This is a genomic window from Enterobacter sp. 301B, assembly GCF_003850715.1.
Classification (GTDB): domain Bacteria; phylum Pseudomonadota; class Gammaproteobacteria; order Enterobacterales; family Enterobacteriaceae; genus Enterobacter; species Enterobacter intestinihominis.
In genome coordinates, this window is record NZ_PQTC01000007.1 from 127,579 (window position 1) to 143,269 (window position 15,691).

At 56.4% G+C, this 15,691-nt stretch carries 11 protein-coding genes; 4 read left to right on the plus strand and 7 right to left on the minus strand.

The window, feature by feature from the left end:
* The first annotated feature begins 121 nt into the window (after positions 1-121).
* Positions 122-1,024, plus strand: coding sequence for a LysR family transcriptional regulator (locus tag C3451_RS10100; RefSeq protein ID WP_023300505.1), 903 nt, complete (start codon positions 122-124; stop codon positions 1,022-1,024).
* On the opposite strand, the gene C3451_RS10105 is transcribed toward C3451_RS10100, so the two are convergent.
* The 3 genes from C3451_RS10105 to C3451_RS10115 all read right to left on the minus strand — a co-directional run bounded on the left by C3451_RS10105 (position 996) and on the right by C3451_RS10115 (position 4,648).
* A complete protein-coding gene (locus C3451_RS10105; protein ID WP_045623401.1) occupies positions 996-1,784 on the minus strand; it encodes a substrate-binding domain-containing protein in 789 nt (262 codons plus the stop codon). The two genes, C3451_RS10100 and C3451_RS10105, sit on opposite strands and share 29 nt — an antisense overlap.
* A gap of 6 nt (positions 1,785-1,790) precedes the next feature.
* Positions 1,791-3,092 (minus strand): MFS transporter, encoded by a 1,302-nt coding sequence (locus C3451_RS10110; RefSeq protein WP_022648575.1) that lies wholly within the window; start codon positions 3,090-3,092, stop codon positions 1,791-1,793.
* Between the two features lie 260 nt (positions 3,093-3,352).
* Positions 3,353-4,648 (minus strand): serine hydrolase, encoded by a 1,296-nt coding sequence (locus C3451_RS10115; RefSeq protein ID WP_045623399.1) that lies wholly within the window; start codon positions 4,646-4,648, stop codon positions 3,353-3,355.
* Between the two features lie 95 nt (positions 4,649-4,743).
* On the opposite strand from C3451_RS10115, the gene C3451_RS10120 reads away from it, so the two are divergent.
* Positions 4,744-5,649 carry a LysR family transcriptional regulator gene (locus tag C3451_RS10120; RefSeq protein WP_045623397.1) on the plus strand — a complete coding sequence of 302 codons (906 nt, stop codon included), beginning with the start codon at positions 4,744-4,746 and terminating at the stop codon, positions 5,647-5,649.
* Here the strand turns inward: C3451_RS10120 and fumA are convergent.
* Together fumA and C3451_RS10130 are read right to left on the minus strand one after the other, a co-directional pair.
* Complete coding sequence (gene fumA, locus C3451_RS10125; protein WP_045623396.1) at positions 5,638-7,287, minus strand: class I fumarate hydratase FumA; 1,650 nt, start codon at positions 7,285-7,287, stop codon at positions 5,638-5,640. The genes C3451_RS10120 and fumA overlap by 12 nt on opposite strands.
* A gap of 52 nt (positions 7,288-7,339) precedes the next feature.
* A complete protein-coding gene (locus C3451_RS10130) occupies positions 7,340-8,848 on the minus strand; it encodes an anion permease (protein ID WP_072201094.1) in 1,509 nt (502 codons plus the stop codon).
* A 608-nt stretch (positions 8,849-9,456) separates the two neighbouring features.
* Here C3451_RS10130 and C3451_RS10135 point away from each other — a divergent pair.
* Entirely contained in the window at positions 9,457-12,237 is a 2,781-nt protein-coding gene (locus C3451_RS10135; protein ID WP_045308600.1) for a flavocytochrome c, read from the plus strand.
* A 58-nt stretch (positions 12,238-12,295) separates the two neighbouring features.
* Positions 12,296-13,258 carry an FAD:protein FMN transferase gene (locus tag C3451_RS10140; protein ID WP_032624009.1) on the plus strand — a complete coding sequence of 321 codons (963 nt, stop codon included), beginning with the start codon at positions 12,296-12,298 and terminating at the stop codon, positions 13,256-13,258.
* On the opposite strand, the gene dcuR is transcribed toward C3451_RS10140, so the two are convergent.
* Together dcuR and C3451_RS10150 are read right to left on the minus strand one after the other, a co-directional pair.
* Positions 13,239-13,958: a two-component system response regulator DcuR gene (gene dcuR, locus C3451_RS10145; protein WP_023300497.1), complete on the minus strand. Its 720-nt coding sequence runs from the start codon at positions 13,956-13,958 to the stop codon at positions 13,239-13,241. The genes C3451_RS10140 and dcuR overlap by 20 nt on opposite strands.
* Positions 13,955-15,571: a sensor histidine kinase gene (locus C3451_RS10150; RefSeq protein WP_045308599.1), complete on the minus strand. Its 1,617-nt coding sequence runs from the start codon at positions 15,569-15,571 to the stop codon at positions 13,955-13,957. Before C3451_RS10150 ends, dcuR begins: the two co-directional genes overlap by 4 nt.
* Positions 15,572-15,691: the final 120 nt, after the last annotated feature.

Sequence of the window (15,691 nt, forward strand, 5' to 3'; positions counted from 1 at the left end):
TATCACTATGTGCCGTAAGGTTGATAGCGCTTTAGGGGTATCCCCTTCATTTTGTGAAGTATGTCGTACGCGGCTATGATAAATCTCTTCTTACCCTACCGTGCTTAAGGATCCCGTCAGTATGCCCGTCAATTTTGACCTCAACGATCTCTATGCCTTCCGCGCTTTACTGGAATACGGCAATTTCCGTCTTGCGGCGGAGTCTATCTGCCTTTCCCAGTCGGCGTTGAGTCGCAGAATTGAAAAGCTGGAGGCGGCACTGGGGACAAAACTGTTCGACAGAACTACCCGGCGCGTCACGCTGACTCTGTATGGACAGACCTTTGCCGACCGGTGCGGGCAACTGCTTGTCGACGTGGAGTCCATGCTTTCGGATATCGATAAGGCCAGCGAGGAGCGCACGGGATTAATCACCGTGGCGACGGTGCCGTCTGCCGCCTGTTACTTTATGCCGGATGTGATCCGCCGCTTTCAGTCCCGTTACCCCCGCGTGCGCATTAAACTTATCGACAGCAGCGCCGGAAATGTTATCGAGGCCGTCACCCGCGGACAGGCGGATTTTGGTATCTGCTTTGCCCGAAGTTTACAGCCCGACATCGAGTTTGTCCCGCTGGTGGAGGACGTCTACGTGGCCGCCTGCCGACGAGACAGCCCGCTTGCAAAAAGAAAAAGCCTGACGTGGCAGGCTTTTTATCAGCAGGATTATATCGGTCTGGATAAGACCTCCGGCAACCGCAATCTTCTCGACCAGCGGGTCGGACATATTCGGCCTGAGCGCCCCAGCATCTGCGAAACGCGGCACGTGACGACTATGCTCGGGATGGTTGAAGCCGGGATCGGCATTGCGGCCGTTCCCGCCATGTCAATGCCCCGCGCAGAGCATTCGCTGCTGACGTCGGTGCCTTTAACCGAGCCAGAGGTCAGGCGAACCGTGGGGTTGATTCGCCGCCGCGGGCGGATCCAGTCCTACATTGCTGCCGAACTCGAAACGCTGATCACCGAGCAGTATCGCGAGGTGCACTGACGGGCGTTAAGCCCGTTGCCGTAATGACGCTGGCCGCCTGTGGCGAGGAGAGAAAGGCCAGCAGCGCTTTTCCCTGCTCAGGATGGTCGGCCTTCTGCGTTACGGCTCCGGCGAAACGGGTAATGTACTGTATGTCGTCAGGCAACTTACCCACAAACGTCACGCCCGGGACCGGCAGAAGCTCGCTCACTTGCTGAAAGCCGAGATCGTATTTCCCTTTTGCCACTTCAGACGCCACCGGGATGCGCTCAACCCGGTGCGCTTTATTTTGGACCTGGCCGTCGATGCCCAGCTTACGGAACAACTGGCTCTCAACATACCGGCCGCTGGCGCTGTCGGAATAAGCCATGGAATGCGCCTTCAGCAGCGTTTGCCGCAGGGCGGGTACCGTACTGATATCCGGCACCGGCGCGCCCGCTTTGACGACCATCCCGACGGGCGAATCCGCCAGCTCCACGCGGGAGCCCGCCGCCGTCCTGCGATCCTGTTCCAGTTTCGCCAGCGCATCGCCCACCATAATCACCACGTCCGCTTTTTCGCCCCGGGCGAGCCGGGCCGGAATGGCCTGCGTTGTTTTGCCCATCGACGGGCCGGAGACCACAATGAGCCTGTCGCCGCTTTGCGCTTCGTACTGCGGCGCCAGCTTCTCCAGCGCCGCTTTGAAGCCGCCAGAAATCATCACCGTTACATCCTGCGCAAGCGCGCCCGCGCTGAGGGTGGCGAAGGTCAGGGCGGCAATCACCGTTCTGAATGTAAGCATGAGGGATCACTCCTTAACGGTGGTTTGCAGAATTAACGTGCGACGACGATAGAGATAAAGCGTTGCCAGCAGGGCGCAAACGGCGGCAAAGCTCATCCAGTACCCCGGTGAGGCTTTATCGCCGGTGTACTCAATTAAGGCGGTAGAAATCACCGGCGTGAAACCGCCAAAGACCGCCGTTGCCAGGCTATAAGCCAGCGAGAAGCCCGCCACGCGCACCTCTGCTGGCATGATCTCCGTCAGGGCCGGGATCATCGCGCCGTTATACAGGCCGTAGAGGAAAGAGAGCCACAGCAGCACGGTCAGCATCATTGAGAAACTCGGGGCTGCCGCCAGCATCGTCAGTGCCGGATAGCTGGTCGCCAGCGCCAGCAGCGTCATGGCGATCAGCACCGGTTTGCGTCCGAAGCGGTCCGACAACGCACCGCCTATCGGTAGCCAGATGAAGTTAGAAATGGCTACCAGCAGCGTGACCAAAAGACTGTCCGAGGCGCTGAGCATCAGGACTTTTTTACCGAAGGTCGGTGCGTAAACGGTGATCAGGTAAAACGCGGTGGTGGTCATCGCCACCATCAGCATGCCCGCGATGACTACTGGCCAGTTGGCGAGCAGCGTTGTGAAGACCTGACGCATCGCCAGATGGTGGCGACGGGCGCTGAATTCCTCGGTCTCCTCCAGCTTGCGGCGCAGGAAAAAGATGAACGGCACAATCAGACAGCCAAACAGGAACGGAATACGCCACCCCCATTCGCGAATGGCACTCTCTTCCAGCACCATATTCAGCGCAAAGCCCATCGCCGCCGCGATCATAATGGCGACCTGCTGGCTACCCGACTGCCAGCTGGTGTAGAAACCCTTGCGGCCCGGCGTGGCGATCTCCGCCAGATAAACCGAAACCCCGCCCAGCTCAGCGCCTGCCGAAAAGCCCTGCAACAGGCGGCCGGTCAGCACCAGTAGCGGCGCCCACAGGCCAATGCTCTGATAAGAAGGGATCAGCACAATCAGAAAGGTTCCGGCGGCCATAATCGACAGGGTGACGATCAGCCCTTTACGGCGACCCACTTTATCAATGTAAGCCCCCAGCACAATGGCCCCGATCGGACGCATCAGAAAGCCCGCGCCAAAGACGGCGAAGGTCATCATCAGCGACGCAAATTCACTGCTTGCCGGGAAGAACGTGTGGGCGATGTAGGTGGCATAAAAGCCGAACAGAAAGAAGTCGAATTGCTCAAGAAAGTTGCCCGATGTGACGCGGAAAATCGCGCCCGCTTTCGAACGAACCGTTGCAGGTGAGGTTGAGGAAACCATGATTATCTCCAGTTTTATAGTGACGTTATGCTCGTCTGTTTCTGAAAACTGGATCAGGAAGTGGAAATTGATAAGCGCAAATCGCGCATGGACTGATGCGTGTGGTGCATTAATGACAAAGCGTTGACCAGTATTTACATATTCAACAATAACTTAACATTTCAGTAATCTGTTATTTACCACATATCGCTAAGTTGCTGATATATCAGTTTTGTGACACCGCGCAGGTGAGAAGCCAGGCGGGGCCTGGCTTGGGATTATCAGCGCAGCGCGTTCGCAATCGCGCTAAACATCAGCGACGCTTCCAGCGGCTGGGCGCTGAATGACGGTTCTGCCTGCGGCCAGGTGGACCACTGGACGATAACCAGTTTTTCTTTCTGATTAACCATGATCATCTGACCAAAAATACCCAGCGCCCACAGGGAATCCTTCAGCGAATTTTCGACTTTCGGCTCCACGTTTGTGGCGGTGGCCGGCACTTCGTTGTTCCACCACTGGTAGCCGTACAAGCCTTTCGGATGCGCGGCGGACACCGATCCTTTGGCCTGTGTCCAGGCTGAGGACTGCTTCACCCAGCCCTCGGGGAGGATCTGCTTTCCGTCCGGCAATGTACCGTTATGCAGGATAAACTCCCCGAAACGCCCCCAGTCTTCCAGCGTGGCGTTAAATCCATGCGCACCCACGTCGTGCTGGCCTTTGCTGTAGGCATGCCACACGCCGTCGCTCGCCATGCCGTACGGCTGCCAGATGCTTTTCTCCAGATACGCCGCGAGCGTCATGCCGGTGGCGCGCTCAAGCACATCGCCTAACAGCCAGGCGCCACCCGAGGAATAGGACCAGTTTTCACCCGCCGGGTGTTCACGGTGTAATCCTTTCACCAGGGTGCGCACGCAGTCGTAGGTGCCCGGTTTCGCTTCGCATTCGGTAAGCCGGGCGAAGTCTGACTGCGGGTTAGTGTAATCTTCGTTCCACGCCACGCCCGAGGTGTGGGTGATGAGCTGTTTTAGCGTTACGCCCTCCCAGGCGGTGCCTTTTAAATCCGGTTCGTACTGGGTGATGAGGTCGTCCAGGGAGTGGATTTTACCCTCTTTTATCGCAACGCCCACCAGCGCGGAAACCACCGATTTGCCCACGGAACGCGACGTCCAGAGCGTTGTGTTGGTATTGCCTTCTCCCAGGTATTTATAGGCCACTTTGCCATTTTTCAGCACCAGCATGCCGCTGACGTTCTGGCGTTTCAGGTAATCCTGAAGATTGTAAATCTTACCCTTCACCTGATAGCGGGCATCAGTGAGCGGTTTTTCTGCGGGCAGCAGCGGCGTTGCGTTGCCGTGGCGGAACACATCGCCCGCGTAGTTGCGGTAGTCATTGCGAAAGCCCACCACGCGATCGGCCTGGCTCCAGGTGAGCATGGTATGTGCGTCCGGGAGTCTGGCATCGAAAGGCGCCGGACAGGTCGTGAGGTCGGTACCGTTGCAGGCCGCCATGACGGCGGGCGAGAGCAGGCTGCTGACAACCAGCGCCGCGAGCAGCGTGCGGTTTGTTTTGATTTTCATATTTATCTCGTTTGGCTCAGGAAGGACTTCAGTTTAAGAACCTGCGGCCTATAATAAAAAACGCGTTATGGGGGAAAATCCCCCGGAAAAATCGCGTGGAGAATGACGTGGCATCACTGATCTATTCCTTTGCCCAACTTGAGGCGTTCACCGCCGTCGCTGAGCACGGCAGCCTGATGAAGGCGGCCAGTAAACTCGGCAAAGATCGTACAACCTTGCGGGATCTGATCGATTTTCTTGAGGATGGGCTGGGCTACGCTCTGTTCCTGCGGGAGGGGCGCAGCCTGCGCCTGACGCCGGAGGGGGAGCAGCTTCAGCGGCAGGCGCACCTGCTGATGCGGCAGGTCAAAGCATTTGAGGCGTTTGCCCGATCGGTGCCGGACAGCGCCACGCAGGACATTGCCCTCGTTTACGATCCGTTCACCCCCAGAGCTTTTTTACAGGCGCTGATTGCCACACTGGCGGCGAAAAAGATCCGCCTGAGCCTGACCAGCGCATCGCGCGATGAGGCGGAAGCTATGCTGGCGAACGGTCAGGCCGATCTGGGGATCTGCCAGGCGCGCAACCGCAGCGTGGGCAATGAGATGGAGTGGCGGGCGTTAGGGGCGATCGAAATGGATTTTTACGCCGCAACGACGCTTTTTGCGGAGGTTGCGTCGCCGGTGGCGCTGCTCGATCTCTCTCTGGTTCCGCAGGTGATTATGCATGCCGCGTCAGATGAGCCGGTTGCCCGTCGCCTGCAAATTTCAGGGCACACGCTTTTCACTAACGAACTGGAGATGCTGCGCGGCCTGCTGGAGAAAGGGTGCGGCTGGGGATTTTTGCCGACGCATCTTCAAGCGGCGCGATGGCAAAACGTAAAAAGGCTGCACACCGAAGTGGGCAGCCAGGGGATCGGTCAAACGATGGTGACGATCTGGAAACCGGGCAGCGACAAGCGCGGGTTAATTAATGAAACGCTGTCGCTGCTGCCGTCATTGTGGAAAGACTCAGCGCTGTGAACAGCCTTTGCACAGCTTGTTCTGGATCTGCTGGAAGAAATCGTTACCTTTGTCATCCACCAGGATAAACGCCGGGAAGTTCTCCACTTCAATTTTCCAGATCGCTTCCATTCCCAGTTCCGGATACGCCACGCACTCCAGACTCTTGATGCTGTTTTGCGCCAGCACCGCCGCCGGGCCGCCAATGCTGCCGAGGTAGAAGCCGCCGTGCTTTTGGCAGGCGTCCGTCACCTGCTGGCTGCGGTTACCTTTCGCCAGCATGATCATGCTCGCACCGTGGGATTGCAATAAGTCCACGTAGGAGTCCATACGTCCCGCAGTGGTCGGGCCGAGTGAGCCAGACGCGTAACCTTCTGGCGTTTTGGCCGGGCCTGCATAGTAAATCGGGTGATCTTTGACGTACTGCGGCAGTTCTTCCCCGTTGTCGAGCAGCTCTTTCAGCTTCGCATGGGCGATGTCGCGCGCCACAATAATGGTGCCATTCAGCGACAGGCGGGTGGAGACCGGGTGCGCGGAAAGCTGCGCCAGAATATCGGGCATCGGCTTGTTCAGATCAATGCTTACTACGTCGCCTTCCCCCTGCTGGCGCAGGGATTCAGGAATATACTGGCCCGGATTGTGCTCCAGCTTCTCAATCCAGATCCCCTCGCGGTTAATCTTCGCCTTGATGTTGCGGTCGGCGGAGCACGAAACACCCATGCCGATTGGACAGGAGGCACCGTGGCGCGGCAGACGGATCACGCGAATATCGTGCGCGAAGTATTTCCCGCCAAACTGCGCGCCAAGGCCGAGGTTTTGCGCTTCCTGAAGCAGTTCCTGCTCGAGCTGGACGTCGCGGAACGCCTGGCCGTGCGCATTGCCTTCGGTTGGCAGGCCATCATAGTAGCGCGCAGAGGCGAGCTTGACGGTTTTCAGCGTGGCTTCCGCTGAGGTGCCGCCGATAACGAAGGCGATATGGTAAGGCGGGCAGGCCGCGGTGCCGAGGGTCCGCATCTTCTCAACCAGATAATTTTTTAGCTTCGCCGGGGTGATCAGCGCTTTGGTTTCCTGATACAGATAAGTTTTGTTGGCGGAACCGCCGCCTTTCGCCATGCAGAGGAATTTGTACTCGTCACCATCCACGCTGTAGAGGTCGATCTGCGCGGGCAGGTTGGTGCCAGTATTCACCTCTTTATACATATCCAGCGCCGCATTCTGCGAGTAGCGCAGGTTGTCTTCAATATAGGTGTTATACACGCCCTGGCTCAGCGCTGCTTCGTCACCGCCGCCGGTCCAGACGCGCTGGCCTTTCTTACCCATAATAATCGCGGTGCCGGTATCCTGGCAGGTCGGCAGCACGCCTTTCGCCGCAATCTCGGAATTGCGCAGGAATTGCAGGGCGACGTACTTATCGTTCTCGCTGGCTTCCGGGTCGCTCAGTATAGCCGCAACCTGCTTCTGATGAGAGGTGCGCAGCATAAACGCCGCGTCGTGGAAGGCCTGCTGGGCCAGCAGGGTCAACGCCTCTGGCTCGACTTTCAGCACTTCCTGACCGTCGAACTCGGCAACGGAAACGTGCTCTTTGGTCAGCAGATAATATTCGGTGTCGTCATGCGCGAGTGGGAAGGGGTTCTGGTAGATAAAGGGTTTGTTTGACATAGCTTGCTCCACAAAAATTTAACCGCCGGAGGAAATGTCCGGCGGTCAGAAATCAGAACATCATGGACATCCACGGGTAACCAATCAGCAGCAGAGCTGCCAGGAAGATGGCACCGAAGATGGTGCCGAGGCGCCAGTAGTCTTTGGTTGGCAGGTAGCCGCTACCGTAGTAAATCGGGCTTGGGCCAGTACCGTACGGGGTGATGATCCCCATCACGCCCAGCGAGGTCACCATCAGCAGAACGAACACTTCCATATTCATGCCCGGAATGGTGGAGGCGATGGTCAGCATCGCAGGCAGCAGCGCCGTGGTGTGCGCGGTGGTGCTGGCGAACAGGTAGTGCAGCAGGTAGAACGCCAGCAGCAGGACGATGGTGGCGACACCCGGCGAGATACCGCTCATCAGCATGCCGCCTTCTTTACCCAGCCAGCTGATAAAGCCAGTGGAGGAGAGACCATCCGCCAGTGCCACCAGGGTGGCGAACCAGACGAAGGTATTCCACGCGGCTTTGTTGCCGGTGATGTCGTTCCACTCCAGCACGCCGGTCCACAGCATCAGGCCAACGATCAGCAGGGCAGCCATGGCCGGTTCAATCCACGCCGCGGCGAAGATCCACATCAGCAGCGCGCAACACACGAATACCAGCAGCAGGATCTCATTGCGCGACAGTTTGCCCAGTTTTTCCAGTTCGCGGGTCGCCCACAGTGGTACTTCATTGTTTACCTTCACTTCTGGCGGGTAGAACCAGTAGGCCAGTAGCGGCATGGTCAGGATCAGCAGGATACCCAGCGGCAGGAAGGCGAGGAACCAGGTCCCCCAGGAGATATCAATTCCAACGGTGCTTTTCACCAGCGCCAGTGCCAGCAGGTTAGGTGCCAGAGCGGAAAGGAACATCGAGCTGGTGATACAAGCCGCGGTGATTGCCACCCACATCAGATAGGAACCGATTTTGCGCGCGCTTGGGTCGTTGGGTTTTGAACCGTACAACGGCGGCAGGTTAGCGATAATCGGGTAGATGGTCCCACCGCTGCGCGCGGTATTGGACGGGGTGAACGGGGCCAGCAGCAGGTCCGCGAAGGTAATGGCGTAACCGAGCGTCAGGCTGCGACGGCCCAGGTACTTCACCAGAATCAGCGCCAGGCGGCGGCCGAAGCGGGTTTTGTCGTAGCCTGCGGCAAACATAAAGGCACCGAAGATCAGCCAGACGGTGGAGTTACCAAACCCGCTCACCGCCCATTTAAAGGAGGCGCCCGCCAGCTTGAATTTCGGGTCAGCCAGCTGTTCGGGGCTAAAGAGCACCCACTGGCTGCACAGCGCAATCGCCACCACGCCGGTGAGGCCGATTACGGCGCCCGGCAGAGGTTCGAAAATCAACCCGACGATGACGCCAACAAAGATGGCGAAGTAGTGCCACGCATAAGGCGGCAGACCTTCCGGAACGGGGACAAACAACAGCAGGACGGCGACAATGACGGGCAGGGCCATCATCAGCAGGCGTTTTGCTGTTCCATTTGATGCCAGATTCGCCGCAGGAGGCGTTACAGCAGTTTTTGTTTTCATAGTTTCACGTCTTAAGTTGTCAAAAATTCGTCGTACAGCGAAAACACAAATTCGATTGCTTTATTCGTTTTGCTTTCTTTAGTTATTTAAGGTGCGTTTTTGTGTTTTCAGTAATAGCGATTTAACGCATTATTGTTTGCGCTAAATAAAAAATGATGATGTTTTTATATTGCGCCTTTGGATGCCATTACTATTGATCGCGATCAAAAAAACAGAATTGAGGACGTAATTTTATACTTTTTATAATAACCACTCTGAGTAGTGTGGTTATTCGCTATTTTTAAGCATTTTATTTATCAATTCTATAACATTATTAATTTGGACTGTGTTTTAAGTTTTGATTTTAAAGAGTTTTTGATGTGATTGGTGTATTGGCTTTACCATTGTTGATTTAACTTTTTTTAAATTAATGTGAACGTATAAAACACTCGAGCTAACACCAATGTGTTATTAATGTTATCTCAGGGATTAAATAGTTTATTAACTAACGTAATGACTTTAGAAACTAAAAAAAGCTTTATATTAATGTCATGACATCGGCAAAAACACGAAATAAAAAATCCATACCGATAACGAATTCTTAATTTTTAAAGTTTGGAGTTTCTATTATGAGCACTAACGAACGTATTTTAAGCCCCTTCACATTACCGAATGGTACTGAACTGAAAAACCGTTTGTTAATGGCCCCGATGACAACCTGTACGGGGTATTACGATGGCACCGTGACCAGCGAGCTGGTGGAGTACTACCGTGCCCGCGCTGGTAGCATCGGCACCATTATCGTTGAATGCTGTTTTGTTGACGATCTCGGCCTTGCGTTCCCGGGCGCAATTGGTATTGATAACGACGAAAAAATCGCCGGACTGGCAAAAATCGCTGACGCCATTAAGTCCAAAGGTTCCAAAGCCCTTCTGCAAATTTACCACGGCGGCCGTATGGTCGACCCAAAACTGATCGGCGGCCGCACGCCGGTTGGCCCAAGCGCGGTTGCCGCGCCGCGTGACGGTGCCGCGACGCCGGTTGCTCTGACTTCAGAAGAAGTGGAAGGCATGATCGGCAAGTTCGGCGAAGCCGTACGCCGCGCAATTCAGGCCGGCTTCGATGGCGTCGAAATCCACGGGGCGAATACCTATCTGATCCAGCAGTTCTACTCCCCGAACTCTAATCAGCGCGACGACGAGTGGGGTGGCAGCCGCGATAACCGTGCGAAATTCCCGCTGGCGGTGCTGGACATTACCCATAAGATGGTGCGCCAGTACGCGGACGACGCGTTTATCATTGGCTACCGTTTCTCACCGGAAGAGCTGGAAGTCCCCGGCATTCGCTTCGAAGACACCCTGTATCTGCTGGAAAAACTGGCCGCTCGTGGGGTGGATTATCTGCACTTCTCCCTTGGCGCCGCCCTGCGTCCTTCTATCGTCGATACTCAGGACCCGACGCCACTTATCGAAAAATACTGCGCCATGCGCTCTGACACGCTGGCGCAGGTACCGGTGATGGGCGTTGGCGGCGTGGTGAATGCCACGGATGTGAATGAAGCGCTGGATCACGGTTACGACCTGATAGCCGTTGGCCGCGCCACCATCGCCTATCCGGACTGGACCGATCGCATCGCGGCGGGCGAAAGCCTGGAGCTGTTTATGGACAGTACCCGACGCGAAGAACTGAGCATCCCGGAACCGCTGTGGCGCTTCTCGCTGGTGGAAGCGATGATCCGCGACATGAGCATGGGCGAATCTAAATTCAAACCGGGCACCTTTATTGAAAAAGTGCAGGACGATGCTAACGAACTGGTGATTAACGTCAGCCTCGAAACCGATCGTATTGCCGATATCGAACTGGCCTCCGGCCCGAGTGAAGACGTGGCGTTTGTCACCAGCTTCGAAGAGATCCGCACCCGAATTCTGGATGCCAATACCCCGCACGTGGATGCTATCACCGGCGCGACCAGCCAGAGCGAGGCGGTGAAAAAAGCGGTCTCGAAGGCGATGCTGAAATCCAGCAAAGCGCTGGCGGCAGAAGAGGGCGCTGACCCGAATGAGACTAAAAGCGTGGACGTGGTGGTGGTCGGCAGCGGCGGCGCCGGTCTGGCGGCGGCGATTCAGGCGCACGACGAAGGCGCGAGCGTGCTGATCGTTGAGAAAATGCCGACTATTGGCGGGAACACCATTAAAGCCTCTGCCGGGATGAACGCGGCGGAGACCCGCTTCCAGCGCGTGAAGGGCATTCAGGACAGCAAAGAGCTGTTCTACCAGGAAAGCCTGAAAGGCGGTGGCAATAAGAACAACCCTGAACTGCTGCGTCGCTTTGTCGAGAACGCGCCGCAGGCCATCGAATGGCTGGCAACGCGCGGCATTATGCTCAACGACATCACCACCACCGGCGGGATGAGCATCGACCGTACGCACCGTCCGAAAGATGGTTCCGCGGTGGGCGGATATCTGATTAGCGGCCTGGTGCGCAATGTCAACAAACGCAACATCGAGGTGATGCTGGATACCTCCGTGAGCGACATCATCTTCGAAAACGGCGAAGTGACCGGCGTGCGTCTGACCACCGAAGAGAACGAAACCCTCACCGTGGCAACTAAAAGCGTAATTGTCGCGACGGGCGGCTTCAGCGCCAACAGCCAGATGGTGGTGAAATACCGTCCGGACCTGGAAGGGTTCGTGACGACTAACCACAAAGGCGCAACCGGCGGCGGTATCGCACTGCTGGAGCGTATTGGCGCAGGCACCGTCGATATGGGCGAAATCCAGATCCACCCAACCGTTGAGCAGAAAACGTCGTACCTGATTTCCGAATCCATCCGCGGCGGCGGGGCGATTCTGGTAAACCAGCAGGGCAACCGCTTCTATAACGAAATGTCGACCCGCGACAAAGTCTCGGCGCAAATCATCGCGCTGCCGGAGAAATACGCTTACATCGTCTTTGACGAGCATGTTCGCGCCAAAAACAAAGCCGCGGATGAGTACATCGCGAAAGGGTTTGTCACCAGCGCCAGCTCACCAAAAGCCCTGGCGGAAGCGCTGGGGATGGATCACCACCAGTTCCTGGCAACGCTGGAACGCTACAACGGCTTTGTGGAAAAACAGCATGACGATGATTTTGGCCGCACCACCGCGCTGCGTGCGCCTATCAACGAAGGGCCGTTCTATGCCATTCAGATTGCGCCGGGCGTGCACCACACCATGGGCGGTGTGACCATCAATACAGAAACCTGCGTGCTGGACAGCAACCACAACGTATTGCCGGGAGCCTTTGCTGCGGGTGAGGTTGTCGGGGGTATCCACGGCGGTAACCGCATCGGTGGTAATGCGGTGGCAGATATCATTATTTTTGGTACGCTTGCCGGACATCAGGCGGCTATGCGTTCGAAAACACGGTAAGGCTCCTGTTTCCCCGGCGGCGCGGTGCTTGCCGGGGCTACATCTGAGGACTTATGCAATGCCTGATAGCCATCGCGTTTACAGCTACAACGCCGTTCTGATGGGCTCGCCCATCCTCCTGAAACTCTTCTCCCATGACGAAGCCCTCGCGTCCCGCGTGTTTCGCCTGATCAAACAGTACGAAGATCTCCTCACCGTCAACCGTGCGGATTCGCAGGTGATGGATGTCAACCATGCTGCCGGTCAGCATCCGGTTGTCGTCAGTCGCCCGGTGTTTGACCTGATCCGCTGCGCGAAAGCGGCCAGCCTGCCTACAGACAGTGCGTTCAACCTGGCGATAGGTCCGCTGGTCAAACGCTGGAAAATTGGCTTTAAGGGGGACGCTGTACCGCCCGCGGACGAGATCGCCGCCTTGCTGAGTATCACGGATCCTGCGAACGTGGTACTGGATGACGCCAACAGCAGCGTGTTTCTTACACGCCAGGGAATGGAGATCGATCTGGGGGCTATCGCCAAAGGTTATATCGCCGACAGGGTGCGGGATTACTTGCATAAAGAGGGCGCCGAACTCGGGTTGATCAACCTTGGCGGCAACGTCCAGACGTTAGGCTCGCCGGAGGACGGCTGGCACGTCGGCCTGAAAAAACCGTTCGCCGGTGATGCGCTGATTGGCGCCATAACGGTAGAAAACCGGTCGGTTGTGACGTCAGGCACCTATGAGCGCTACTTCGAGCAGAACGGCAAACGTTATCATCACATACTTGACCCGCGTACCGGCTACCCGCTGGATAACGAACTGGACAGCGTGACGATTATTTCGCAAGACTCCCTCGACGGCGATATCTGGACCACGCTGATCTACGGCATGGGCGTGGAGCAGGGCTGCGCCGCGCTGCGTTCGCGCCCCGATATTGAAGCCATTTTTGTCACCAAAACAAAAGAAGTGGTGATCTCCTCGATGCACCACTTCCGTTTTACCCTTCTGGACGACAGCTACCGAATTACTGGCAGTACTGTTTGAGCAGGCCGACCTGTTCCGGCTGCAAACGATAGCGATATACCGGTCGACCGGTGGCACCGTAGTGAATGCTGGTGAACAGGATATTGATTTGCGCCAGCCAGATCAGGTATTTGCGGCAGGAGACGCGGGAAATGTTGACCGCATTCGCCAGATCGTCGGTGGAAAATTCTATCTCCGGATGGCTGTCGATCCACTGGCAAATGGTGCGCAGCGTCTGCGGCGTTAAGCCTTTCGGTAATTTTTTGCTGTCGGCCAGCTCCGGCGCGCCGCCGTGGATCAGCCTGTCGACGTCGGCCTGTTCATAATACTGATGCGAGCCCATCAGACTGCGCTTTGCCTTCCAGCCGTTCAGCGCCTCTTCAAAACGCGGGAACTGGAACGGTTTAATCAGGTAATCCACCACGCCATAGTGCATCGACGTCTGGATCGTTGCGGCGTCGGAGGCTGACGAAATCATGATAACGTCAATCGGGCGGCCCGATGCCCGGATGATGGGCAATAGATCCAGCCCGTTATCCTGCTGCATATAGACATCCAGCAGCACCAGATCGATCGGCTGGCCTGGGTTTGCGATCAATGCTTCGGCCTGGTTGAGCGTGGAAGCGACGCCGCAGCAGTTAAAACCCTCAACGCGGTTAACATACAGACGGTTGAGGTCGGCTACCATGGCGTCATCATCGACAATTAATACATTTATCACGCGATATTCCTCTCGCTATCCCAGGGGATCTGAACAAAAAATTGGGTAAATACGCCAGGCTCCGACTCGACGGTAATATCTCCGCCCAGGTTCTGGATCTGCTGACGTGCAAGGAACAGCCCAACGCCACGGTTTTCACCTTTTGTTGAGTAGCCCTTTGTAAAAATAGCCTCCAGCCGCTCGGGATCAATGCCGGGACCGTCATCGCTGACCTCACCGCTCAGCCAGCCGTTCTGATAATGCAGCAGCAGGCCGATCTCGCCTTCCGGCTGACCTTCCATCGCATCCAGGGCATTTTCGATTAAATTGCCCAGCACGGTGATCAGAACCGCAACCTGCTCTTCATTGCTGGTGTCAGGAAGCTGACTCTCCTCGGCCAGCGTCAGGGTCACTCCCGCCTCTTTGGCGCGGTTGATTTTACCCAGCAGGAAACCCGCAATGACCGGCGATTTAACCTTGCGCTGTATCGCGCCGATATCCGTCTGATAATTCTGTGCGGTCTGGATGATGTACTCTTCCAGCTTATCGTAGCGCTTCATGTGCAGCAGGCCGAGGATCACGTGCAGCTTGTTCATAAACTCATGCGTATGTGAGCGCAGGGCATCAACATAGTTGACCATACCATCGATACGCTGCATTAACTGGCTGATTTCGGTCTTATCGCGGAAGGTGCTGATTGCCCCGATGACCTGATTCTGGCTTTTCACGGGGACCATGTTGCACAGCAGTAGCCGTCCGTTACAGCCGATCTCTTGATCCTGACGAGCAATGCCGGTTTTCGCCACTTCCCGCAGGCTGGCCAGCAGTGGTTCGCCGCTGCTCTCGGAGTGCTCACCCGAGCTCAGAAGCAAAATTTCTCTGGCGGTGTGGTTAATCATCGTCACGCGCCCGTGCATATCAACAGCCATCACGCCTTCGCGCAGGGACTGCAACATGGCCTGGCGCTGCTCAAAGAGGGCGGAGATCTCGTAAGGCTCAAGCCCGAAGAGAATACGTTTCAGAACCCGGACCAGACCCCATATCGCCACTGAGCTCATCAGAACGCTGAATAAGATGGTCCACACGGCATTGAGCCGACCGCGGGCAATCTGATCTTCAACTTTATTCAGCGAAATACCCACCACGACCACGCCGATCTGGTCGTGCCGATCGTCATAAACGGGCGTAAAGACGCGCAGTGCTTCCGCGAGCGCGCCGCGGTTCACGGAGACATTCTCTTTCCCTTCGAGGGCGGGCGTCAGATCGTCGCCAATAAAATGCAAACCTAACAGCGCTTCGTTTGGATGGGAATAGCGGATCCCACGCAGGTCGGTAACCACGGTAAACAGCAGGTCGTTGCGCTTCGTCACCGCCTGGGCAATCGGCTGGATGATGCCAGCCTGCGGCGATTCCATCAGGCCACGCTTGATCTCCGGGCTGTCGGCCAGCGTTCGGGCGATACCCAGCGCAGTATCTTTCACGTCATCGCGCGTGGCACGGGTGATCTGCACAGAGTACAGCGCGAAGACCACCAGCAGCACAGAGCCGATAATGGCGCACACCATCAGCGTAACCAGCGTATTCAGCTTCATAGGGCGCTTGCGCGTCGGGGGGAAGGGCTGCAAATCGCTCATTAACACTCCGCGATGAAAAAGAAAGGGCTAATTATCGCTGATGACGGGCATTTCATAAAGCCATGTAAAGAGAGGCGTTTCGTGAGCCTTCTCTCATGTGACCTGTATAAAACACTTTAT

What these genes read in the sequence shown, in the direction of transcription:
- C3451_RS10100 (WP_023300505.1), top strand. Translation starts at nt 122, where the DNA reads ATGCCCGTCAATTTTGACCTCAACGATCTCTATGCCTTCCGCGCTTTA.
- C3451_RS10105 (WP_045623401.1), bottom strand. Translation starts at nt 1,784, where the DNA reads ATGCTTACATTCAGAACGGTGATTGCCGCCCTGACCTTCGCCACCCTC.
- C3451_RS10110 (WP_022648575.1), bottom strand. Translation starts at nt 3,092, where the DNA reads ATGGTTTCCTCAACCTCACCTGCAACGGTTCGTTCGAAAGCGGGCGCG.
- C3451_RS10115 (WP_045623399.1), bottom strand. Translation starts at nt 4,648, where the DNA reads ATGAAAATCAAAACAAACCGCACGCTGCTCGCGGCGCTGGTTGTCAGC.
- fumA (WP_045623396.1), bottom strand. Translation starts at nt 7,287, where the DNA reads ATGTCAAACAAACCCTTTATCTACCAGAACCCCTTCCCACTCGCGCAT.
- C3451_RS10130 (WP_072201094.1), bottom strand. Translation starts at nt 8,848, where the DNA reads ATGAAAACAAAAACTGCTGTAACGCCTCCTGCGGCGAATCTGGCATCA.
- C3451_RS10135 (WP_045308600.1), top strand. Translation starts at nt 9,457, where the DNA reads ATGAGCACTAACGAACGTATTTTAAGCCCCTTCACATTACCGAATGGT.
- C3451_RS10140 (WP_032624009.1), top strand. Translation starts at nt 12,296, where the DNA reads ATGCCTGATAGCCATCGCGTTTACAGCTACAACGCCGTTCTGATGGGC.
- C3451_RS10150 (WP_045308599.1), bottom strand. Translation starts at nt 15,571, where the DNA reads ATGAGCGATTTGCAGCCCTTCCCCCCGACGCGCAAGCGCCCTATGAAG.